Source organism: Legionella drancourtii LLAP12, assembly GCF_000162755.2.
GTDB classification, from domain to species: domain Bacteria; phylum Pseudomonadota; class Gammaproteobacteria; order Legionellales; family Legionellaceae; genus Legionella; species Legionella drancourtii.
This window is the reverse complement of record NZ_JH413828.1, coordinates 54,677-78,318: the sequence shown is the minus strand read 5'-3', so window position 1 is coordinate 78,318 and position 23,642 is coordinate 54,677. Positions and strand designations below refer to the sequence as shown.

Below are 23,642 nucleotides of genomic sequence, written 5' to 3'. Positions count from 1 at the left end.
TTTTCTATGCCTATCACTAATTTGTGGGGATTAAGTTAATATAAATTTCGGATAAGATATTTCTTACCCCGTCTATCGATCTGGTCGGGCTGAGGCGGCGCGTAGCGCTGTTCCGAGTTCTTATCCATAACTGATGTTAACTTAATGGCAGTGGAGCACCTGGTTTTGCTGCATTACACCTGGCTGGAAAAATTAGTACTGATCCAAATACTTATCCTTTAAGCGGACATAATGCTGGGCAGAATATTCTAACTGTTCCAATTCCTTATCGGTTAATTTTCTCGCCATGCGCGCAGGATTTCCCAGGTATAAATGCCCACTTTCTAATATTTTTCCAGGTGTCACTACACTTCCTGCTGCAACCATAACGTGATGTTGAATATGAACCGCATCCAAAATCAGGGCGCCCATACCAATTAGACAATAATCATCAATGCTACAGCCGTGTAACACGGCTTGGTGGCCAATAGTAATTCCTTGACTTAAAATCAAGGGTTTACCACCGTTAGAATAAGGCCCGTCATGGGTAACATGCAGGATTGCGCCATCTTGGATACTGCAGGCATTACCTATTTGAATGGAATTGACATCACCACGGATGACGGCCATAGGCCAAACAGAGACATCATTTCCTAAACGTACATCGCCAATAACCGCTGCTTGTGGATCGATATAAACACCAGTTCCTAAAATGGGTGATTTGCCCTGAAAGTCACGAATTGCATTATTCATCTTAATTACACCATAGTTACAAATTCTTCGGCGCTGGTTGGGTGAATGGCAACGGTATTATCAAAATCCTTTTTACACACGCCCATTTTTACGGCCACCCCAAAACCTTGCAACATTTCATCTGCACCTAATCCAATAACGTGCAGGCCAATAATTTTTTCTTCCTTACCTAAAGTGACCAATTTCATTACGGTAGGAATCTTCTTATCACTTGAAGCATAGTACATGGGCGTAAACCGTGTTTGATAGATTTTAATTTGTTCTTTGCCATAGCGTTGAATCGCTGCTTCTTCAGTAAATCCTACTGTTCCTATAGGAGGGTGGCTAAATACCACCGATGAAATAAAATCATAATTCAAACAGGCTTCTGGTTGCTGACCAAACAAGCGATCCGCTAGGCGACGACCAGCAGCAACCGCAACCGGAGTTAGGGCAGGGGCATTCGTAACATCACCAAGCGCATAAATGCCTTGAGTACTGGTATTTTGATACGCATCGACAAGGACGAGGCCATGCTCATCCGTTTTAACCTGGACACTCGCTAAATTTAACGTATGGGTTCTTGGTTTTCTGCCTACGGCAGCAATAATGACATCGATATTATGAATCATTGAACCACTTTGGCAGACAATGGTTTTGCGACCATCACTGTGTAAGCTAATCTCACATGCTTTATGATTTGGATGAATATGAATGCCTTGTTGTTGCATCACTTCGAGCAACGTATCGCTTAAAACAACGTCAAAGCGACTTAGTGGTTTTGACCCACGCATTAATAAATGGGTTTCAGAACCCAGACCATTTAATACACCAGCAAGCTCCACACCAATGTAACCACTGCCAATAATCGCTACTTTTTCAGGTTGTTTGCTTAGTGCAAAAAAGCCATCAGAGTCGATGGCATGCTGCATGCCATTTACCGCAGGAATAATTGGCTCACCGCCCGTCGCGATAATAATATGAGGGGCTTCATAAATGTGTTCATTCACCATAACTGAATGTGTGTCATGAAATACGCCCATGCCGTTTAGGCGCGTAATATTAAATTGAGCAAAACGCTTGGCGTAGTTTTCACGAAGATGTTCAATATAGGCACTACGTTTCGTAACTAGATTATTCCAATCTAATTTTACGGTTACGGGATCAAAACCAAAGTCGGTCGCATGATGCATTGTCTCCGCCATCATGGAGGCATTAAACATGATTTTTTTCGGAACACAGCCTAGGTTAACGCAGGTACCACCTAAATAACTAGGCTCGACTACGGCAACCTTGGCACCATGTCTGGCTGCACGCACCGCACTGGCGATGCCACCGCTGCCCCCACCAATCACGATAAGATCAAATTGATTGTTTTTCATAGATATTTCTCGAAAAATAAGATTATAGTAACAAGAATTAGATACGCAACCAACAGATTATTCTTCCAATTTTTAAGGAGAATCGTGCTTGCGCTTAATTAACTGGATAAGTTTTTCGGCATGCAGCATCAGGCACCTTAGGGCTTTTGACGCCGTAAAATAAGCCGCGATCTAAGGCATCACATACTTGATCAACACTTAATTTGTCCATACATTGAGCTAGAGTTTCCTGTTGACAGTCAGGGAAAATAGCATCTGTGCTGCCGAGTGCGTGGTATTGTTGATTATTCCATTTATGCAAGAAACTGGTGTAGTAGGTAGTAAAATTTCTAACTTTCAGGTCTTGATTCAGACTAAATATTTTCATACCTGGATTATTATGATGATTACGGCTGATGCTTGGCGTTGAATAGGAATAGATGTTAACGCCATTGCCTAAGTGAATTTTTCTAAATTCATCCATATGCGTATGCGAGCTGATTAGCGTAATTTGCCCATAGCGCGGTTGGTATTGAGCCAAGATTTTTATAAATCGCTCGGTGTATTGAGGATACCAAATGGGGGCGCCAAGATAGGATTTTCCCGGGGGTTCATGCATGGCAATTAATAATTGTTTGGCGCTGTTATTTTTTAATTGTTGTTCTAACCAGGCAAGTTGCTCTAAGGCATCTTGTTCTTGATTGGCATAGGTGGTGAAAAAAATTCTTTTTAACCAGGGGATTTTTGTCCATTGAGTCGCATTTAGGGCAATGAGAATAATGTCTTTGTTTTGTGGAATAACGTAGCTGGAGTAATAACCGTGATGAGACATATGACGGCCATCGATCACCAAGCCATCGCAATGAGCGCAAGCGCCATTCCAGTCTGTAGCATAAGATAATGGGGAAATGCCATTGAGTTCAAAGGGTTGATAGTTGCCTTGTAGTGAATCATTATTGCCAGCAATGTAAAATAATGGTTTCGCGGTTACATCGCTTTGATAGAGTCCTTGAAAGACGATTTTTTCATACTCTTTTTTCTGAGCATTGAACACTGAATGGGTGGGAATATCACCTAAAAAAAGAATGAAATCGATGTTTGGGCTTAACTCTTTAATTTTATCCAGGGTAATTTTTAGAAATTCAGGTCCCGTGTCTTGGCCCTCATTGGCGGTATTTTCACTACCGTAATGAATATCACTTAGCGTTAAAAATTGCGGCGTTGCATAGACAGCATGAATCAGGACTAATGTAATTAGAATAATTTTACAGATTAAATTCAATTGGGCTCCGTTATTCATCATTTGACCTAATTTAATGCCTCAAGCCGCTTCTTTAATGGTCCACGTTCTTTGGCTCTGATTTGTGGCATCAGAGGCTTTTATCCAGAGTAACAGTGGTTTTCCTGTTGGCTTAATTGCTAAAGTTTGCGATGATAATAGCACTGCAAAAGGGTATTTTTGCGCTACTGATTGCAGTGAGGTCCAAACCTTTCCGGCATCCGCCTGACTGTCATTTACAATTAGCTCATTGCCGCGATACATGATGTTCACCGCTTGGCCTTTAAGCGCTGTGCGTATAGCGAACTCCAATCGTCGCCATCTGGCTTGATGGGATTTTTGCCGCTCTGCTTGCGTTGGATTTAATTGGAAGTTTATCCGCTTATGGGCTGAAAAAATCTGGCTTAAGCGACTAGCAACCGGATTTAACTGCAGAAAATAAGTACATATGGCATCCAAGACCGGGCGTCCTGGACCCGCTGATGTGCCGGGCTTTCTATTGATGTACATGGCAAAAGCCAAGGTATGGCCGTTTGACGTATATAAGTACCCCGACAGACTATTTATTCCCGTCATGGTGCCTGTTTTCGCACGCACAAAACCTTGCTGTGTTGGCACCCTGAATCTCTTTTGTAAGGTACCGTCTCGTCCAGAAACAGGTAAGGCCGAGATGTATTCATAGGATAAAGGGAAGCGTTGGTGGAGGAAGGTTAATAGGGAGATGGTTTGTTCCGGCGTTACTAAACTGTAACGCGATAATCCAGAACCATCGGTAAATACGGCGTTTTTAAAATCAATTCCTGTTTGCGCTTGCAAAAAATTTTTAATGAGTGGTTCGGCACCTTTCCAGTTTACTGGTGAGCCATTTAGTTTTGCGGCGGCATGTAAATATAAGCTGTCGGCATATAAATTATCAGAAGGCTTTAAGGTGTCAGCCATTAATTCGGATAAGGCTTTAGAATATTGGGTTGCAATTAATATTGAACCAGCAGGGGCGGTACCTAATTGCACCTCACCATTGAGTTGAATGTTTGCACTGGCCAGATTATTTTTAATCATGCCTTGGGCGTAAGCGAGCGGATTTTTAATAGCCATACGTTGTTGTACTGCCCATTGGTCAACCCCTACACAACCACGAGCGGTTAAATGGTTGTCTTTGTCTAATGAAAAGCCAACCCCACAGCCTTTGGCACTGGCTTTGGTAGTTACCTGATTATTTATGCTAATGGCGCCCCCGCCATCATCCACTTCAACTACGGCTAGATCACCCGTATGAGCCCCGGGGTTTACGGTTACGGTTAAGCGATTTGCATCAACCATCACTGGAGCAGTGGGGGCACCATAACTATAAGACAAGTCAGATGTGAGCCAACCAGGAGGATAGGCATCAACTTGAGCCAGGCTACTGTCAATGTATACATTGCCTTGGATGGTATTAATATTCCAATCTTTAAGCGACGACAGTAATTTCTTTAAATCTTCGCGAGAAAAGGATGGATCGCCACTAAGTTGCACATAAACATTCCCTTGTAAGACACCTTGCTGTACTTTTCCTGAGCTAAGGCTTAGTTGATTTTTAAAATGATAGTCGGGTCCAAGCACCATAAGTGCGGCGGCCTCAGAAAATAATTTCATATTGCTGGCGGGGATAAACAACTTTTGGGCGTTACGACGATATAATGTTTCGCCTGAATTTAAATCAACAACGACCATTCCGAGATTAACCTGTGGATTAACCCGTTGAATTAATTTATCTACTTCACCTTGTACACTGGCACATTGCGATCCCGACCATAATGCCCATAAACAGAAGCCAGTTAATGTCCGTTTCATCAATGTAGGTTCCTTAAAATTAGTAGGGTCTATAGCCCTTGTCATCGACGATACCGTGATTTTAAATCATGAATAAAGGATGATGTATCGTTGTTTTTATTATTTGCTTAATCATAGCGTAAGCCTAAGCGCTCCAAAAGTCCTGCGAGGGTATCATTATCAAAAAATTTCACTTGCAGCCATCCGCCATCTTCATTATCGGTTACTATTTGTACGGGCGCGCCAACCTGCTCGGCTAAAATCGTTTGTAGACGTTCAATGTCACGGTCTTTTTTGGCATTCTTTGGCACCGCAATAGCTTGGTTTTTTTGTTCTTTTACCGCGTGTTCTAACTGTCTGACTGACCATTGTCCTTCTATCGCTTGTTCGGCAAGGTATTCCTGTTGCACTGGATTTAAGCCCACGAGCATTCGCGCATGGCCTAAGGATAGTGTTTTATTGCGAAGGTGCTCTTTCACGTACCCGGTTAAACTAAGCAAGCGTAGAATGTTGGCAACATGGCTGCGTGATTTTCCTACCAACGTTGCGATCTCCTCTTGATGATAATGAAATTCATCCATTAAACGACGATAGGCACTGGCTTCTTCAATCAGGTTTAAGTCTTCACGTTGAATGTTTTCAACTAAAGTTAATGCACAGGCTTGCTTGTCAGTATAGTTACCTATAAGACAGGGGACTTGCTGCATGCCGGCCAATTTTGCCGCGCGCCAGCGCCGTTCACCCGCAATAATTTCATAACGTTCTTTGGCGATGCTTCTGACGATGAGTGGTTCGATTAATCCTTGTGAGGCAATTGACTGAGCAAGCTCTGCTAAAGCCGCAGAATTAAAATCTTGCCGAGGCTGGTATTGGCCAGCTTGGATGTTGTCTATCGGAATTTGTTGAAATTCAGTGTGCATTTAAAAATACTGAATGAATACGTTGGTTCATTGTTTCATATCTGCACGGGAATGAACATCGTTTTGTGCTATAAACCTCGGTGCCTGAGGCCAATGGCACTTGCTTTAGAAAAATATTTAACCATTTGATTTTATTTGCAAATTTACTTAAATAACGTGTCATTAGTATCGGAGGCAGTTTAAATCAGACCATAGACAATGGCTGAGATGGCAATAATACCCATAATGGTGGTGAACACATTACTGGCAACCGTATTTTTGTATTTCTGCATCGCTGGAATTGTGGCAATAGCATACATGGGCATGATGAATAACAGAATAGCAATTACCGGTCCGCCCAGCGTTTCAATAATTTTTAAGATATTCGGGTTTATGGTGGCGGTAATCCAGCAGGTTAGTACCATAAAGAGTTCAATAATTCGCTGTAGCTTGTGTTGGCTGATGGTTTTTCCTGATGATTTTAAGGCGTTAACAATAATGCTGCTTAAACCTTCTTTAGCGCCTAGATAATGCCCTAAAAAAGATTTAGAAATGGCGATGAAGGCAACGATTGGGGCAATGCAGGCAATCACGGGTGTTTTAAAATGATTTGCCAGATAAGATAAAATGGATATATTTTGTTGTTTGGCTTGCATTAAATCTTGCGGCGACAGGCTAAATATGCAACTGAATACAAAGAACATCACCGAAAAAACCATCATTAGGTGGCTGTATTTCATGATATTTGTACTGCGCTCATCCGCGTATTTACCGTAGAGCTCTTTCTGGCTTACGGCAAAAGAGGAAATAATCGGTGAGTGGTTAAATGAAAATACCATAACTGGAATTGCTAACCATAGGGTCATAAGTAAGCCGTGACCGCCGTTTGTTTGTAAGGAATTGCTTTGTTGGAGAATGGCATCATTCCAATTAGGGATTAAATACAAAGACAGGAAAAATAGGGTTATAGCAAAGGGATAAACTAATAATGACATTGATTTGACAATGATTTCCTGGCCAAAACGAATAATAGCCATGAGTGCAAGAATCAAGATGATGGCCAAAAGTGCTCGTGGCGGTGCGCTAATACCAATTTGGTTTACCAGAAAACTGTCGACGGTGTTGGTCATGGCGACACTATACATTAATAAAATTGGGTAAATGGCAAAGAAATACAATGCTGTTAGTATGCGCCCAGCAAAAACGCCAAAATGTTCTTCAACGACATCCGTAATATTATTTTGTGTGGAGGAACCGGACAAAACAAAGCGACATAGGGCTCGATGTGAATAGTAGGTCATTGGAAAGGCTAATATGGCCATGATAATTAAAGGCCAGATACCATTTAAACCGGCGTCAATTGGCAGAAACAGAGTTCCAGCGCCTACTGCTGTGCCGTAAAGACTTAACATCCATACTGTATCTTGTTTGCTCCATGGGGCCGTTTCTATTTTCGCTACTGCGGATGAAGGCACGGCAGTTGATTCATTTGATGACATTCCTATTACCTTAAGTTGCGATCGCTCAGCTAAAAAAACACGCAGATCGGTCATGAAGTTGTGCTATATTAGCTTTTATTGGCTAATAACTCAACAAAAGCTATTGGTTTGCACTCCCTTTCTTACTTAATACTACATCTAGATAGGGGCTGTAAAGTTTCAAAAGGTAGGAATTGTGGGAATTTAGTATCCTTGAGTCTTAGAGGGCATAAGCGTCAAATTAAGCTCTATCCCAAGGTTCCGCGATTCCAGAGCGCTCTCGTCTTTGTGCAAGCGCTCTGGAGTCTGCGGACAAGCCGCAGGGGAGTTTGACTCCTATAGTTATAGGGATGAAAAAGCAGATGTTAATATTCTAATTTGGTTCCATAGAGTCGATCTCCTGCATCACCTAAGCCAGGCATAATATAGCCTTTCTCATTCAATTGTTGATCAATTGCTGCCGTATATATAGGCACATCGGGGTGTTCTTCATGAAAGGCATTAATTCCTTCGGGGGCGGCAAGCAGACAGAGAAACTTGATGGATTTTGGTGTGCGCTCTTTAATTTCTTTAACGGCGGCTATAGCTGAGTTTCCTGTTGCTAACATTGGATCAACAACAATCACATCGCGATTATGGGTATGTTCTGGCAATTTAAGGTAATACTCAATTGCTTCCAGGGTTTTGGGATCACGATATAAACCGATATGACCTATTCTCGCGGTGGGAACAAGTTGTAACATGCCATCAACCAGGCCATTGCCAGCCCGTAAAATGGAAACAAAAACCATTTTTTTGCCTTTTAAGACCGGAGAGAGCATCCGCGTTAGCGGCGTTTCAATCTCTTCATATTCTACTTCCAGATCGCGCGTAATTTCATAAGCCAAAAAGCATGCTCACTTCATGCATTAAGGTACGAAATTTGACAGTGCTGGTATCTTTCTTACGCATAATGGTTAGTTTATGCTGGATTAATGGATGATTTATTACAACGACTTGTTGTGGATTTTGCATATTAACTCCATGTGTTTATGCCTTTTGATGAACCCTTTTTCATGAGTAAAAAAGGGGGCAAGGGGTTTAATCTAAAATACGGTGCCATCACTAATAATTTGTAGGGGCGGTGTGCCTTGGCTGCGTTTTTGGCGGGCAATGCGACGCCCTGCTTCCCAAGTACCTCCTTGTAAGATTTTTGCTAAGGGCAATTCTTGCGTATTTTTGTGCAGGTTTTTCCTGACTAAATCGGCTAATTCATCCAATAATGCCACTGTTAACGCGCGCCACTCGACAACAAGTTCTGAACTGGGCGCATAAGATTGCTTTAGCGCATCTTTATCTTTAAGACAAAGTAAGCCCATATCAATAAGTAAGCCACCATTACGGTATTCGGGCAAGCCCGTTAGTGCCTCTAAATGCGCTACGTTAATACCTGCTTGTTCCAATGGTTCAATTAATGAATAAGTTAACCATTGTGACAATTTGTGGAAGGGAACATATTCTGAACCAGGAGCATTTGTTTTTAAGGCCTGGTGTTGCCATACATCACCTAGCGGAACGCCATGAAACGTTAATCTGGCTGGCCAAATAGTGTTAAATGCGCCGAGGACCGCTTGAAAAATTTGTGCTGCTGTCACGTGATTGTTGGTAACTAAGGCACCGACGTAGGTGTAAAAATCACCTAAGCGTCCTTCTTGGCCAAAATAGGTGGTATCTTCTTGGATTGCACGACCTAAGCGGTTCAGTAAGGCAACGCGCCCAGCAATCCCTTCAAGAGGATTGCTCGCACTGACTTGAAATCCTTGGCCAAGATCTGCCGCACTAAATTTTACTAACCGCTGCACATCGACGCGTAATGGTTCTTTAGGGTTGGCACTAAACATACCGCTTTGATAGAGGAATAAGCTGGCTAGAGCCAGGCCTTCTGAACGTGAATATTCAACTCCGGTTTCTGGCTCTTTATAGCGCCAGGACTGGCCTGCACCAGCATCAAGCAGGACGCTAATAATTACCAGTTCATAAAAGATTTTACCCCGCTCGCTAGCTGGTAGCGTATCTAACTGTGCCCGCATTTTTTTTATGCGATCAACTCCCCCGGCTTCAAAATGCCGCCAGCGACTGTGATAGGGAATATCCAGATCAGGGTACTGCTCTTGAATAACCTCGGTAACAAATGAGGCCGTGGCTGCCATTTTCTTTGGCTCTAGAGCAAAATGGGTCAGTTTATCTTGTTTGGCAAGATTTAAGATGGCTTGCGCGCGCCTACGGATGGTACTTGGGTCGCGGAGCATAGTTAAAACTGGATTGCTTTCTTGTTGTTCCTTATTCATGAAGTTCACGTCCTTTGGTTTCTGCTAATTCATTGATGTCGACAATGCGATCTGGTGAATAATAACCCGCCGCACGTTTTGCGCTCATTTCTACCTGTGCATCAGGAGGCACCAGTTCATCAGGAATTTTGACACGTTCAATTACATTAATTCCTGATTTTTGTAAGGAATCAAATTTCATATTGGACATGGAAACAAAACGATGAATTTTTGTAATACCAAGCCAGTGTAACACATCGCACATTAATTCTTGGAAACGCATATCTTGCACCCCGGCTACACACTCAGTTCGTTCAAAATACTTGGCTGCTGTATCGCCGCCTTTTTGACGTTTACGCGCGTTATAAACTAGAAATTTAGTTACCTCACCTAAAGCACGTCCCTCTTTACGGTTGTAAACAATAAGGCCGGCCCCGCCTTTTTGGGCGGATTCAATACACAATTCAATGCCATGTGTTAGATAGGGCCTACAGGTACAAATATCGGAACCAAAAACATCTGAACCATTACATTCATCATGAATACGGCAAGTAAGTTCAATTTTAGGATCATGAATGGTCGTTACATCGCCAAAGAAATAAGCCGTTAAGCCACCAATTGGGGGTAAAAAAACATCCAGGTCTGTACGCGTCACCAGTTCTGGAAACATACCCGCAGTTTGTTCAAACAAAGTGCGTCGCAAGAATGACTCTGATATGGCGAAGCGTTCGGCGATGCCAGGTAAATACCAAACCGGTTCAATGGCTGCTTTGGTCACCGTAACATCCCCTGATTCTTTTAAGATTTTGCCATCGGGCTTGAGGCGACCTTGTTGCATGGCCGTATGTAATTCTGGGATGTTGATATGGGCTTTAGTGACCGCAATCGTTGGTCTAATATCATATCCTGCTTTAATTTCATCGGCAAATTCAGTGGCCACCAGATGTCCCCATGGATCCAATGAAATAATTTTCTGGGCATCATGCCATTGAGGATGTGGTCCTATTGCCACGGGCGGAGTTGTATCGGTTAAATCCGGTACGTGCTCTGGATCTAAAACGCCAGCGGCTACCGCCAGTGCGCGATAAACAGAGTAGGAGCCAGAGTGGGTACCAACTGCATTGCGATTGCGAATGTTGGTTAATGAGGCAATAATTGGTCCGCGCTCCTTAGCGTTTTCTGCCCCCCATTTTATTTTTAGAGAGGGGGCGGTCTGTCCGGAAGGATGTGATGATAAAACAATATGGCGTTTAGATTTTTTTTTTACATCTTCATGCGTCATGGTCTAATCCCTTAAATTAATTAGTTCCTAAGGCCTGTTTGGGAATTTATCATAGCAGAACGAGTTCGTGGGTAGAAGGTATGAATTTCAAATTGAATTGGACTTCTGTTCCCGTTATGATGAATTACTTTTTTTATTAATTATCTGGACACTTATGCTATGAATACCTTAATTATTTGCCTTTTTGTTGCGGTACTCTTGCCTTATCTGCTCAAGATGGTGGTGGGATATTTTATGCAAAAGGAAAGTGTCTATGATAATCATCACCCGCGTACGCAACAGGCACGTTTAGTCGGTATTGGCGCCCGCGCAGTTGCGGCTCATCAAAATGGTTTTGAGTCGTTATTGGTATTTGCTACCGCGGCACTCACGGCGCTGGCTACGAATCATGTAGGTGTCATGGTGCAGGTTTTGGCGGTTGTTTATATTGTGTCACGAATTATTTATAATGTTTTTTATTTGCAAGATTTAGCTTCATTAAGATCATTAACTTGGTTTGTTGGATTTCTCTGTTGTCTTGCTATTTTATTATCGTGCATGGTGTAATCTGTTTTTCAGCTGCGATAACGATTGTGGCTTGATGATTAGCAAGGATTTTTAATGCCTCTACGCGACAATCAAAAAGTACCTCTCTTATTTGTGTTTCTTGTGTTAATGCTTATGACGTTAATGCAAACGACCATGGATTTGTATGTCCCTTCATTACCCGCAATTACTAAAATTTTTCACAGTAATGCCGCGTCTATTCAGCTTACGCTGTCACTCTTTATGTTGGGTTTAGGCATTTCGCATATATTTTACGGACCTTTATCCGATAAAATTGGTCGTAAACCCCCGTTGGTGTTTGGTATTGGTTTAAGCATTTTCGGTAGTTTATGCTGTTTTCTTGCACCTTCGGTCTTGGTATTAATTATTGGTCGTTTTCTGCAAGGCTTCGGCATCGGGTGTTGTGGTTCGGTTGGGCGCTCTTTGGCTCGTGATCTTTTTACTGATAAATCCCTAGCGAAAATCGGTTCTTATGTGGGGATCGTGAGTATCTTCATTATGGTTGCTTCGCCTATTCTAGGTGGCTATATCCAAGAGCATTTTGGTTGGCGCGCCAATTTTTTATTTCTATTTTTTTTGGTTTGGTGATTTGGCTGGTGGCACTGCGAATTTTGTCGGAAACAAATAAACAGTTTAATCCCGATGCGACTAAAATAAAGGTGATGCGGGCAAATTATGCGACTTTGCTGCGATCTAAAATTTTCTTAGGCTACACTTTATGTGCTTGTTTTGCTAGCGCAGGACTTGTCTCTTATCTGACTATTGCGCCTTTTTTGTTTCAGGATGTTTTGCAACTAAGCCCAATTGAATTTGGTCAATTGACGGTCTTCATTGCGGGAGCTATTTGTCTTAGTGGCATTGTCAATAGCCAATTAGTGATGCGCAAAGGGGTATCTTATATGGTATTTATTGGCGTGGTGTTCATGATTATTGGTGGTTTGAGCATGTTGTGCTTGGCTTGGTGGGGAATGAAACATATCCTTGCTATTATGATCCCGGTTTCCTTATTTAGTGTGGGGGCCGGTTTTACTTTTATTAATGCTTTTGCTGGGGCGTTTCATCCTTTTCCGCAAATTGCGGGGACCGTAGGTGCTTTATATGCCAGCATGCAAGATTTAAGTGCAGCGTTGGCCAGTGGTTTTATTGCTGCACTCAAAGGCTATGGTCAATTTTCGCTGGCAGTGATCTTACTCATTTTAGGCTTAAGCTCTTTAGCAGCCTGGAGCTTAACTGCTCAAGAATATTAAGAGGCTACTAAAACGGCCATAAGGAGTGCGCATCTTATTTATCTTGTCGAGCAGATCATGATGTCTTGGGGATGCATGATGGTGTTCGCTAATGTGCACTGGCGGCCGGTTCTTTCTCCCTGACTTTTTCCTCTTCAGGCTAAATTTTACTTTGTGCTGATACCGCTTTTTCACATACTTTATGTAAAGCTGTCGCAATTTGTTTTAAATCCTTACTGGGCAAATGGTATTCTTTAGCAAAGTGCATGGGATCTGTAAAACTTAGCCATACTTGACCACTTTTATCCTGATTGACCATGATGCGTAAAGGCAAATCAAGTGCACTCGTAATATTTTCTTGCATTAATATGGTGCCTTTAGCTGGGTTGCCGATAATAAGAACCTCTGTGGGCAGAAGGGATTGATTGACCTTTTGCGCTTCGTCACCATGGTTAATATGCGCAAATATTTTTCCACCTTGTTGGTTAACAATGGCGGTTAAGCGGGCAATCGTTTCTTTTACAGAATAAGGACTTTGCATGGTTTCTGAGCCTAATCTACCTGTCGGCGCAGCAAGATTGTTATCAAAAGCGGCTGCAATTTTACGACCTAAAATATCTAAATCAGGCAAATTTTCTTTATTTGCTAAAAGGGTGACACACAAAAGTTCATTGGCGGCGGTAAAGCGGCTTAAAAATGCCGAGAAACCAGGAATTGCGCCTTTGATTTCCATGAGTCCTTGATGCCCAGGAAATAACCACCCCACATTACCAGGGATAACCTTTTTGTTGTCTAAGCTTGGGCTGTTATACAAAAAGGCCCTGTCTTCTGCATCTTTAACTAAAATAGAACCTGCCAGGCTAATGTCCCAGATGCTAATGTCTTCTGCGGACGCAATCACACCACTATTGGCAAAAGTAGATGTCCATGTTGTATGGGCTGCTGTCTTGTTATTTTTAGTATAACCCACAGCAAGTTCTGCTGGATCAATAAAGTTGGGATTCTGCAAAAACTCATTGTGTTTAAATGGATTACTGCCATTGTTTACTTCATTTTCAATGGTCTTTGCGTTCTTGATAAAGAATGTACGTTGTAAACCTACACGCTCAATTTGATTTTTAGTGACGTAAGCCTCATAACTCATGCCACTGGCTTCTTCGACAATCAGGCCAAGTAAATAAAAATTCGAGGCGCTGGTTTGCATTTCCGTGCCGGCATTAAATAATAACGGCTGCTTGCTAATTAACCGTACAATATCTGCGGGCTGATAGTGAGCGCTGTAAGTAAATTCTTCCTGCAGGGTATAATCAGCGATACCTGAACTATGAGTTAACAAGTGGCGAATGCTAATGTTGCCCCAGCTTTTAGGACTAAGCGGTACATAAGCCGTGATTAGGTCATCTAGCTTGAGTTTTCCTTCTTCTTTTAATTGCATGATGGCTACAGCAGTAAAAGCATTAGTTAATTGCCCTACGTTAAAGAGGGTACGGGTTGAAACCAGGCGTTTGGTTTCGGTGTCTGCGAGGCCATAACCGAGCACGCGTGTGATATATGGTGCTTGTACAATCGCTAAGGACAGTCCTGGAATCTCATTTTCTTCCATGTACTCAATGATAAGATCGTCTACTGATTTTCCCTGATAAAGCGTACGAAAGTTACCGCGGCCATTACGTACATAAGCGTTCATTATGGTTATCCTTATAAGTTCCTGATTGAACTAAAATCGGAGGCAGCCCATGACCAATATTAGTTTGCTTGCGTTGTCACCACCGCTGTATTATCAACTTTAGTGCCCACCTTAAACGCTAAAGGCATATAGGGAAGATTCACTAAGAACAGCACAATTATAAAAAATAATGCTGTACCGATATTTCCTTTTTGAATTCCTTCTCGTTCTTTATCCTTAGAAAACCAAGCTGTAATGGCATAAATTAAGCTATATAAAATAATTGCCACTTCGTAAATGACAATATTTATATCTAAAAAATATTCCCGGAAAACTCGGTACACCATCATTAAGCTCAGTAGCAATAAAACTACGCGGTAAATTTTTAGCGACAGACTTAACCAGTAAGGCGGGTGAGTTTCTGTTTCTACACTACCATCTTGATAATATGCATTAAAGAATAAAATACCAAGAGATACGAGTGCTATTAAAATAAATAAAGGATTAATGTGTTCTTCATTTGAAGCAGGGGAGTGGATTAAATAAAGAATAAAATACACCATGCTGATCAGAGCTAAAAAAGGGAATAAATAGTACATTATGCGCAGTAGTAAGAAACGTAAGCTATTAATGATGTTAATATTTTGTTGGCCGATACCTAAACCTATAAAAAATAACGTAACATTAGAAATTAAACGAAAATGCATGTTATCAATGTATAAAGTCCATAAATAATCACTACCCACAGTTTTAAAGATAAATGCGGCTAAAAGAATGAGTAAATTGGCTAAGGTTGCAAATAGCGAGCCGATAAATAATAACGGTATAGTATTCCATACGGCAGCAAATAAACTACTGTAATTAACGTGCCAAGTATTATCATGATGATAGGCATAGTGGAAGCAATGCGCCGCATAGGTAAATATAGGGAAAGCGCTGACAAAGAGAATCAAATGCTCTGGATTTGTAGGATTAAAATCAACTTTAATCGGGAGTAAGGGCAAAGAGAGGAACAGCGCGACGATAAAACTACTGGCAACTAAGCGAATAGGTTGCTTGTTATCATAAGTAAGCGCATACAAAAGGCAAAAAAGGCTGGTTAAGGCATAATAAAAGACAGTTCCATTTTCATTGCGGTATAACAAATCAAGTGTAAATCCTAAAAATAAACCCAGTAATGTAAATAGATAAATTCCTTTTTTAGATGTCATAATAGCTCTCCGCATCATCCTTATCTATAAGAATAGTTGATTTTACTCGTGATTGCTTGCTCACCGTTTACAATAAGTTCTAGGGTCTGTGTAAATTAAGCACGATCGGGTTATCTTATGTTTTATATGTGATTTGTAGTAAGATAAATCTCTTAAGTATGAATGAAGCACTATATGGAGTTTTATGCTGAGTAAACGAGAGCGTTTTCAACAATGGCGTGGTAATACGGTTAATGTTGAGCAAAAATATATCAATACTGCATCACTGATTAGTGACTACGTTGATTCAGTTGAAACTCTAGAAGAAATCAGATTAGCTTTTAGTGATGTTCATCCCAGTAAGTTTAAAGAGTTTGGGATGTTTAATGGGCGCTCTTTGGGGGCGGTCGTATTTTTTAAATTAGTTGTTGACGAAGCACGGGAACAATTTTACGCTGAATCAGGAGACACGCTGCTCTACCAAACCCTAACTGATTTAAATAACATGTTAATCTCTGCATATGATAGACCGAAGAATCTCTCTGGCAAAGAGGCTCGGGATATTTTTAATGCCATTAATACTTTGTTGCAGATAGATGATGCTTTTTTTGCAAATAAGAAACTAAGCAAAAATTTATTTTTCTCGCTCTATACCCTAGTACATCTTGTAGAGCCAGCGTTTAACTCCTTAGGTTTTATTGCTCTGGGGGTTGTGTCTACGCGTATTGATATCGCAGAAACACGAGTAGCTGCTCGAGCCTTACTTTTAAGGATAGCGGCTAAAGCGCAGTTGCTTGAGCCTAAAGAGGGTATAGGGCTTAATATTTTACAGCAAATGCATGGCTATTTTAATCAGCGTTATTTAAATATCATCAAGGATGAGCAGCCAGATGAAACTCCTAAGGGAGCCTCGGGGATTTTGTCCGATGGAGTACATCCTAAAACTTTAGCGATTTTACAAAAATTGTCCCTGCTTGAAGGGGAAATGCAGCAAATTTCAGCAAATATTACTCATTTTATTGCATTAAGAACGCATAAAGCAGAACTTGAGAGCAAAATACAAGCCATCAAGGCATTGTTGGATGCGACGACAACAAATGACCACCAAGTATTTGAGCGGAAATATTTTCTAGACTTACTGGCAACGAATCTGGAATCGTATCTGGTTTTTAGGGACAGCTTGTGCGGGGAACAAAAGGATTTATTCCTGGCAAAAATAGCGCGATTAGCTAAAGCGGTTGAAGCGCAAAACCTATCAATAAAAATAAATCATGGTCTAAGTTGGATTACTGCACCCTTTTCACGTATTTATCGTACGGCAGTACCTCAATTGCTGCAAGACATGATTACTGCGTGCGTGCCGGCCACTTTGGATAGTGAGTGTAAGGCCATGCTTAAAGAATTAGCCGCCAATTGTCTTGTGGAGTTAACAACAGAACTGGCAACACAAAACCAGCAACTTGAGCATCTAAGCAGGCAATTATTTGCTACAGAGGATAAATTAAAGCGCTCCATGTTTACTGAACCATTGTATACCCTGACGTCCTTGTGCCAAAAGACTGATGCGGCAAGACATGCGGTACATGCTTATCAGCAGCTATTTTTTTCCATAAAAGAAAACATGGATTTTCTACGTAAATATCAGGCGGATGCAAAAACTTTCGGCGAATTCATTCGTTTAAATAATAATTTTTGGGTTAAGTTGTCCAACTTTTTTGCGCAATTTCTTTCAATTTTTAAGACTGATACTGCACGAACGATTGATGCAGCGCGAGCGTGTCAACGCAACGTAGCGGCGTTAGCAGCAAAATATCAAAATGCAATAAGGCAAGAAATGCAACAGATTGATGATGACCCGAGTCTTGATGAAACGGTCAAAAATCAATTAAAAGAGCATTTCTCTGCAGAAATGAACGAGATTCATGTGCAGCAACCTAATAAAGCATTACTTAGAGCACGAGAGGTACGTTTGCTGATAATTAGTTTATCAAGGTTATTTGCTACACATCCCGAGCCCCGTGTTAAAAAATACACACCGGAATTTGCCACACCTACCGAAGATGTGTCCGGATTAGGAACATCCCCTCAACCATCATTATAGTCAGGTGGCGCAGCAGAACTCAGGAAGCCTGAGCAGCGATCAAAAGTAGGTTGGTACTGAGCTTGGATGTCTAACAATGGAGTGAAATGATCGCCTTCATGTTGGAGGACCGTACTTCGTTTAGCACTAATTTACATTAATTCCTTAACTTAATGGCAGTAGCATCAAAGCAGGGAGAGTCCTTATTGTCTTTATCGGGAATTGATTAGCCTACAAATAAACGCGTTTAATTCCACAGTAGTATTTCCAATTTTGAGCTATATTAATCAATACAGGACTGTAGAACAATAATTCAAAGGACACGTCATGAGCGCTCTTCTGCTATGGATTTTAGCAGTAACATCAGCATACTTACCGCCACTTCCTGTGGATTTTCCTCAGCAAAAAAAAGCAGCTACTGAAGATTTTCATCTTATTAGCGTAGTAGCACCTGTTTTAAGTGCTGGGCAAGTTAGTGCGCAAGCGATCAGTGACCTTGAGCTGATGCTGCACAATCAAGCACCAACTTTAAATCAGCAGGTGATTAATAAAGTATTAATGACCTTAAAATGCGCGACTGAGTACAATGTAGATCATAATAATATTTTGACCGTTATTGACTATTCTTTGCCTTCAAATGAAAAGCGTCTGTGGGTTTTTGATTTAAAAGAAAAAAAATTACTCTTTCATACCTATGTCTCTCATGGCATTAAATCTGGAGCCTTGGTTTCTAATTACTTCTCAAATAAATACAACAGTAAGGCCAGCAGTATTGGTGTTTATCAAACCCAAAAGGCCTATTATGGTCGCGATGGTCTTTCTTTACGATTGGATGGTTTGGATAGAAGTTTTAATGATAATGCTTCTAATCGCTCTGTTGTAATGCATTCAGGATGGTATGTAGAAGAGGGTTTTATCAAAAAATATGGCAGACCAGGACGTAGTTGGGGATGCCCTGCATTGCCATTAACCAATTCGCAAGCCATTATCAATACCATTAAAGATAAGTCCTTATTAGTGATTTATTACCCCAGTGACAACTGGTTTAGCAAATCACGATTTTTAAATTGCGATAAGCTTGCTGCAGCACAAATAACCAATAACTTTACCTTAGAGATACCGGCCACTGCTCCAGATGATCAACGGGATGCTATTTTGTTTGTCGGCAGTGGTTATAAAGGAAAACGTACTGAAAGCAACCCTGTTGCCGTGATTTCTGCGGATATGTACCAACGTATCTTTCACACCTCGGCACCACTCACCAGGATGCTGCGACGCCAGATTAATAGTGCGGAATACATTGCCTTAAGTAGGACAGAGCTTAATTATTTGGCCAATAACAGTAATGTGGCTACCGCGGAACAAGCGGAGGGTTTAAATGTAATTTCTTTTGTAATTCCCGTCATTAAAGAGGTTCGTGGTGGGTATTATGAGACACAAATGCAGATTGTCAATTTAGGTAAAATTAAAGAAGTTAAAGTAAATGGCGGCTCTCCCAGGGAAAACAATAGTGGCAACAGTTTTACTGTTTATTTTGAAGGTAAACCTGCGATTAATTTAAATGCAACCAGCCAGTTTATTCGCTGGGTAGGATTATAATCATGCTTGTACTTTATTGACGAAATATATTATATATACATATACTGAATAAATATTGTTCTTGATGGATATTATTAATGCATATTCCTGACCATTTTTATTATGTTGATAAACGGGAAACAACCTCATATACCCATAAACCTCAGGGTACTCTGGATGTTAGTCGATTAATTAAAAATAAAAAACCTTGGAAAAAAGCAAGTCTCGGGCGTGAACAACAGAATAAATCACTGATAATTGCAGACTGGACCGCAAGTGGTTGGTCAAACGACAAAACACAAGCCGTAAAGAAAATCCTTGAACAACTAATAGATGAAGGGTTTTCCATTTATATTTGGCAAGGCAATGAGGTCATACCACTAGAAAATGACGCTTATTTATATGAACATATAACCCCTGCTTTCACTAGTGACATCTCACGTGCTGCCGTTGTACAGCACCAGCTAACGCAAGATCAAGTGTGTATTTTAGATGATTATGAATTGCAATGCTTATTAAATAGTGAGGACCAGCCCAAAATTCGTAGGCTTTTCATAAAAGACTATATTACCCAAAACACAAAATCTCTTTTATCCGTTCTCAAAAAGGCAACGCCTCGACTTGAAGAAATTATTCATGATGAATTCTCGATAAAGGCCAATGAGGCTGTCTTAGAACTAGGCAAAGTATTCCCGGAAATATGCGTTAGATGCGAATACAGCAAATTAGTTTTAGATGAAAAAATGCTAACAGAGCTTTGGGGCGAGGCTCAGGCTGTGACAAGAAATAATGTGACCTTAAATCAAGAAGATCTTCAGAAAATTGAAAATATTTCGCTTTTAGGTACGATTAAATTAACTGACTTACAAACATTACTTGCGCATGTCCCTGCGCTCAAAATACTCACTTTAGACGGACTATCTGGTGATCACACGAGTTCGCTAAACTTGAAAAACCTTGAAGAACTAACTCTGCGTATCAGCGATCTCTCACTTGCAAACTTGCAACCGATACTCACCCAAGCCGGCAAGCTTAAAAAGCTCAATCTGTCTTACTGCAAAAATTTGTCTGGTGAGATTGTGGCGGAATACGCCAATCTGGAGGAACTTGAAGAACTAAACCTACAAGATAGCAATATCTCATTGGCTGATATACAAGGTCTCATCACCAAGAAACTCAAGCTTAAAACACTTAATTTAGCTGGCTGCCAAAATTTGTCTGGTGAGATTGTAGAGAACCTCAACCTGCCAGACCTTGTTGCGCTTAATCTCCAGGATAGTAACCTTACACAGGCCAACTTTCTACGTTTCATTGCAAATTCCCCCAAACTTGAAACACTCAATTTGGTTAATTGCAACTTGTCTGGCGAGATGACTGAGAACCTTAATCTGCCAGACCTTGTTGCGCTTAATCTCCAAAGTAGTAAGATTACCCTGACTAGTTTGCCGCATCTCATCGCAAATTCTCCCAAGCTTAAAACTCTCAATTTGGCTAACTGCAACTTGTCTGGCGAGATGAGCGAGAACCTTAACCTGCCAGATCTTGTTACGCTTAATCTCCAGAGTAGTAAGATTACCCTGGCTAGTTTGCCACATCTCATCGCAAATTCTCCCAAGCTTAAAACCCTCAATTTGGCTAATTGCAACTTGTCTGGCGAAATGAGCGAGAACTTTAACCTGCCAGATCTTGTTGCGCTTAATCTCCAAAGTAGCCAGGTTACCTTGGCTACTTTGCAGCGTTTCCTCGCAAATTCTCCCAAGCTTGAAACACTCACTTTGACTAACTGCGACTTGTCTGGCGAGATGAGCGAGAACCTTAACCTGCCAGACCTTGTTGAGCTTAATCTCCAGAATAGCCAGATTACCCTAGCTAGTTTGCGGCGCCTTATCGCAAATTCTCCCAAACTTAAAACCCTCAATTTAATTAACTGCAAATTGTCTGGCGAGATTGCAGAGGAGCTTAACCTGACAGGCCTTGTAGATCTAGACCTCCAAAATAGCCAGATTAGCCTGGCTAATTTGCAATGTCTTATCGCAAATTCCCCCAAGCTTAAGACACTTAATTTGGTTAACTGCAAATTGTCTGGTGAAATTACAAGGGAGTTCAATCTGAAAAACCTTGAAGAGCTTCACCTTGATAAAACAGGTATTACAGTGACTGGCTTGGAGCATATGCTTGTGCACGCCTCCAAACTTAAAAAACTCTCACTATGTTGGTTTAACAGGGAGCAAGAAGAGCTAACCATCGAAGAGAATACTAAATTCACCAAAAAAATCGAATTGCCAAACCTTGAAGAACTTACTCTCCAGAATGCGATTATTACTGCAGAAAATTTGGAACACCTACTAACAAATGCAATGAGTCTTGAAGTACTTCATTTGGGTGGCAGCGACTCGTTGGAAGGTAACCTCGAACAAGATCTCCGACTGCCCAACCTTAAACGGCTTCTTCTCGATAACTCTAATATCACTAGGTCAAATTTAAATCATCTCACCGTTAATGCAAAAAATCTTGCATACATTGATTTGAATGGCTGTGAAAATGAGATGGTTAATAAATTCCTAAATTCAGCGGATAGGGATTTATCAACGTTAGAAATAAGAAGAAGCGTTGAACCTTCATACCATAGGCCTGGCGATCCGCAACACGATGCCAATAGATTTCGAGATCACACACCTAAAAAAGAGCAGGATTTCCAGTTTATAGGGGAAAATAAAACCTGGCAACAGAGCATGGTGATTGAAAAACTCTCGCAGTATTTAACCCTGAAAAATGAAAAAGAATTTATCCCCAAGATACAGGATGGGATTTGTTTTCCCCTATCACGATATTTTATAGATCACTCCATGGCGAACTGGACTTACGCCATGAAAAAAATCAATGAGTGGGATGGCAATAAAGAGAATCTAAATAGGGAATTAGAATCTATTTTTAGACATCTCTTTAAAAACTACGTCAAAAAATTCCAGGAAAATCAGGGGGAGGTGACATATCTAGGTGATAATTTATCTTTTTTCCTCGAAAAAAATAAAGGCCCCCTCATGCTATCGAACCCTTGGCATACGGTTGGTCTTAACTATTTGAAAGATGAAAAAAAAATGGGTTCTTTATGATCCTAATTTTATTAATGGCGCTAAAAAACTAGCCCCAAATGAGTTGGATAAGGCGATTAATGAGTGTATTGGTTCCGTGATTTCAGTTTGCGGCAATTATAGTTCATCGGTGAAACCTGGCATCAATAACCCCCAGGAATTTATTCAAAATGGCGGTTTACTAGCCTATTGTCGGGCGTTAAATAAAAAGGATATGGCCCATCTATTACCCGATCCGAAAACATTATCCGTTGATGATTTGGATGGATTATTGCTGCGAAATACCCGGGGAATACCTGCCTGGATATTAGCTATCAATGCAAATGAAACAATTCCGGTTTATGCCTTGGCGTTGCTGGAGCAATTTATTTTATTACAACCAAATACTTCTGTGAAACGTCTGGAAAAAAGTATCGAAGTTTTAACATGGGAAGAAAATCAAGATTGTATCAAAAGATTAAAGAATCTTAACTCCGACAAAAAAGAGCTTATCAAGAAACTGAGCTTTGTCCTTTCTAATTCCAAACCTGCATCTGCTAATAACCAACCCCAAAAAACATCCACGGAGATCCACGAAATAATCAATGAGCCACACCAGGTGACATCTGTCCACGAGAAACAACGGCTCCAAGCCTTGGAAAAAGAACTTCAAACCTGGGAAAAACAAAATCCACATGCAGAGACGGTATTAGGTTACTGTCAAGATCTGACCCAACCCGGAGATCTCAAAAAGCGCTTGGTTGAATTAACCAGTAGTGCCGATGTGCAAGCTCTGCAATTGAGTTTGCAGGGCCATTGCAAGCACATTTCGCGTCCTTTTTTCTATGTTAACTCACCTGAGGATCTGGTGTGTTCAGCGCCCTTTTTAGAGCGGCAAGTTGACCAGATTAACCACGTTGTGAAAGGGGTATTAAGAAAAGGCCCCGGTGGACCACTACATGATTTTTTGATGAAGGAGCAAGACAAAAGCAATCCACCAGTTCTGATCGTCAATTATGATAATTTTGATGCCGATGATATTGTGCGCTTCAATGGTTTGCTGGATATGACACGTCACGCCGATGGTACAGAACTGCCAGCAGACGCCCTGGTTATTGGCCTTATGAATATTAATAAACCAGATTGTTATCAGGGCT

15 protein-coding genes and 2 pseudogenes are annotated in these 23,642 nt (G+C 41.1%); 6 read left to right on the top strand and 11 right to left on the bottom strand.

What is annotated here, in order from left to right:
• Positions 1 to 192 precede the first annotated feature (192 nt).
• From LDG_RS10485 to LDG_RS10445, 9 genes and pseudogenes are all read right to left on the bottom strand, one after another.
• Positions 193 to 732 (bottom strand): gamma carbonic anhydrase family protein, encoded by a 540-nt coding sequence (locus LDG_RS10485; protein WP_006871321.1) that lies wholly within the window; start codon positions 730 to 732, stop codon positions 193 to 195.
• Between the two features lie 5 nt (positions 733 to 737).
• Positions 738 to 2,093, bottom strand: coding sequence for a glutathione-disulfide reductase (gorA, locus tag LDG_RS10480; protein ID WP_006871320.1), 1,356 nt, complete (start codon positions 2,091 to 2,093; stop codon positions 738 to 740).
• Positions 2,094 to 2,187: 94 nt separating this feature from the next.
• Positions 2,188 to 3,354 (bottom strand): metallophosphoesterase, encoded by a 1,167-nt coding sequence (locus LDG_RS10475; RefSeq protein ID WP_006871319.1) that lies wholly within the window; start codon positions 3,352 to 3,354, stop codon positions 2,188 to 2,190.
• Between the two features lie 39 nt (positions 3,355 to 3,393).
• Entirely contained in the window at positions 3,394 to 5,184 is a 1,791-nt protein-coding gene (gene dacB, locus LDG_RS10470; protein ID WP_006871318.1) for a D-alanyl-D-alanine carboxypeptidase/D-alanyl-D-alanine endopeptidase, read from the bottom strand.
• Positions 5,185 to 5,291: 107 nt separating this feature from the next.
• A complete protein-coding gene (locus LDG_RS10465; protein WP_006871317.1) occupies positions 5,292 to 6,083 on the bottom strand; it encodes a ParB/RepB/Spo0J family partition protein in 792 nt (263 codons plus the stop codon).
• A gap of 179 nt (positions 6,084 to 6,262) precedes the next feature.
• Positions 6,263 to 7,561, bottom strand: a complete 1,299-nt coding sequence (locus LDG_RS10460; protein WP_006871315.1) for a serine/threonine transporter — start codon at positions 7,559 to 7,561, stop codon at positions 6,263 to 6,265.
• A 344-nt stretch (positions 7,562 to 7,905) separates the two neighbouring features.
• Positions 7,906 to 8,554, bottom strand: a pseudogene (gene upp / locus LDG_RS10455) (uracil phosphoribosyltransferase).
• Between the two features lie 71 nt (positions 8,555 to 8,625).
• Positions 8,626 to 9,867: a URC4/urg3 family protein gene (locus tag LDG_RS10450; RefSeq protein WP_006871312.1), complete on the bottom strand. Its 1,242-nt coding sequence runs from the start codon at positions 9,865 to 9,867 to the stop codon at positions 8,626 to 8,628.
• Positions 9,860 to 11,128 (bottom strand): GTP cyclohydrolase II, encoded by a 1,269-nt coding sequence (locus LDG_RS10445; RefSeq protein WP_006871311.1) that lies wholly within the window; start codon positions 11,126 to 11,128, stop codon positions 9,860 to 9,862. The genes LDG_RS10450 and LDG_RS10445 overlap by 8 nt, the downstream gene beginning before the upstream one ends.
• Positions 11,129 to 11,287: 159 nt before the next feature.
• On the opposite strand from LDG_RS10445, the gene LDG_RS10440 reads away from it, so the two are divergent.
• On the top strand, positions 11,288 to 11,674 hold the full coding sequence (locus LDG_RS10440; RefSeq protein WP_006871310.1) for an MAPEG family protein: 387 nt from the start codon (positions 11,288 to 11,290) through the stop codon (positions 11,672 to 11,674).
• 54 nt (positions 11,675 to 11,728) lie between these two features.
• Positions 11,729 to 12,921: pseudogene (locus LDG_RS10435) on the top strand (multidrug effflux MFS transporter).
• Positions 12,922 to 13,060: 139 nt separating this feature from the next.
• Here the strand turns inward: LDG_RS10435 and LDG_RS10430 are convergent.
• Together LDG_RS10430 and LDG_RS10425 are read right to left on the bottom strand one after the other, a co-directional pair.
• The gene (locus LDG_RS10430) at positions 13,061 to 14,587 is read right to left on the bottom strand and encodes a serine hydrolase (RefSeq protein WP_006871307.1); all 1,527 of its coding nucleotides are present in this window, start codon (positions 14,585 to 14,587) and stop codon (positions 13,061 to 13,063) included.
• 59 nt (positions 14,588 to 14,646) lie between these two features.
• Entirely contained in the window at positions 14,647 to 15,777 is a 1,131-nt protein-coding gene (locus tag LDG_RS10425) for a hypothetical protein (RefSeq protein ID WP_006871306.1), read from the bottom strand.
• A gap of 184 nt (positions 15,778 to 15,961) precedes the next feature.
• On the opposite strand from LDG_RS10425, the gene LDG_RS10420 reads away from it, so the two are divergent.
• The 4 genes from LDG_RS10420 to LDG_RS19680 all read left to right on the top strand — a co-directional run.
• Positions 15,962 to 17,857 (top strand): hypothetical protein, encoded by a 1,896-nt coding sequence (locus tag LDG_RS10420; RefSeq protein ID WP_006871305.1) that lies wholly within the window; start codon positions 15,962 to 15,964, stop codon positions 17,855 to 17,857.
• Between the two features lie 306 nt (positions 17,858 to 18,163).
• A complete protein-coding gene (locus tag LDG_RS10415) occupies positions 18,164 to 19,435 on the top strand; it encodes a murein L,D-transpeptidase catalytic domain family protein (protein ID WP_006871304.1) in 1,272 nt (423 codons plus the stop codon).
• 77 nt (positions 19,436 to 19,512) lie between these two features.
• Positions 19,513 to 22,527, top strand: a complete 3,015-nt coding sequence (locus LDG_RS10410) for a leucine-rich repeat domain-containing protein (protein WP_006871303.1) — start codon at positions 19,513 to 19,515, stop codon at positions 22,525 to 22,527.
• Positions 22,528 to 22,636: 109 nt separating this feature from the next.
• A partial coding sequence (locus LDG_RS19680; protein WP_233491486.1) for a hypothetical protein occupies positions 22,637 to 23,642 on the top strand: 1,006 nt, incomplete at its 3' end.

Coding starts and splice junctions, on each gene's coding strand:
- LDG_RS10445 (WP_006871311.1), bottom strand. CDS start 11,128: ATGACGCATGAAGATGTAAAAAAAAAATCTAAACGCCATATTGTTTTA.
- LDG_RS10460 (WP_006871315.1), bottom strand. CDS start 7,561: ATGTCATCAAATGAATCAACTGCCGTGCCTTCATCCGCAGTAGCGAAA.
- LDG_RS10420 (WP_006871305.1), top strand. CDS start 15,962: ATGCTGAGTAAACGAGAGCGTTTTCAACAATGGCGTGGTAATACGGTT.
- LDG_RS10485 (WP_006871321.1), bottom strand. CDS start 732: ATGAATAATGCAATTCGTGACTTTCAGGGCAAATCACCCATTTTAGGA.
- dacB (WP_006871318.1), bottom strand. CDS start 5,184: ATGAAACGGACATTAACTGGCTTCTGTTTATGGGCATTATGGTCGGGA.
- LDG_RS10410 (WP_006871303.1), top strand. CDS start 19,513: ATGCATATTCCTGACCATTTTTATTATGTTGATAAACGGGAAACAACC.
- gorA (WP_006871320.1), bottom strand. CDS start 2,093: ATGAAAAACAATCAATTTGATCTTATCGTGATTGGTGGGGGCAGCGGT.
- LDG_RS10450 (WP_006871312.1), bottom strand. CDS start 9,867: ATGAATAAGGAACAACAAGAAAGCAATCCAGTTTTAACTATGCTCCGC.
- LDG_RS10415 (WP_006871304.1), top strand. CDS start 18,164: ATGAGCGCTCTTCTGCTATGGATTTTAGCAGTAACATCAGCATACTTA.
- LDG_RS10440 (WP_006871310.1), top strand. CDS start 11,288: ATGAATACCTTAATTATTTGCCTTTTTGTTGCGGTACTCTTGCCTTAT.
- LDG_RS10465 (WP_006871317.1), bottom strand. CDS start 6,083: ATGCACACTGAATTTCAACAAATTCCGATAGACAACATCCAAGCTGGC.
- LDG_RS10430 (WP_006871307.1), bottom strand. CDS start 14,587: ATGAACGCTTATGTACGTAATGGCCGCGGTAACTTTCGTACGCTTTAT.
- LDG_RS10425 (WP_006871306.1), bottom strand. CDS start 15,777: ATGACATCTAAAAAAGGAATTTATCTATTTACATTACTGGGTTTATTT.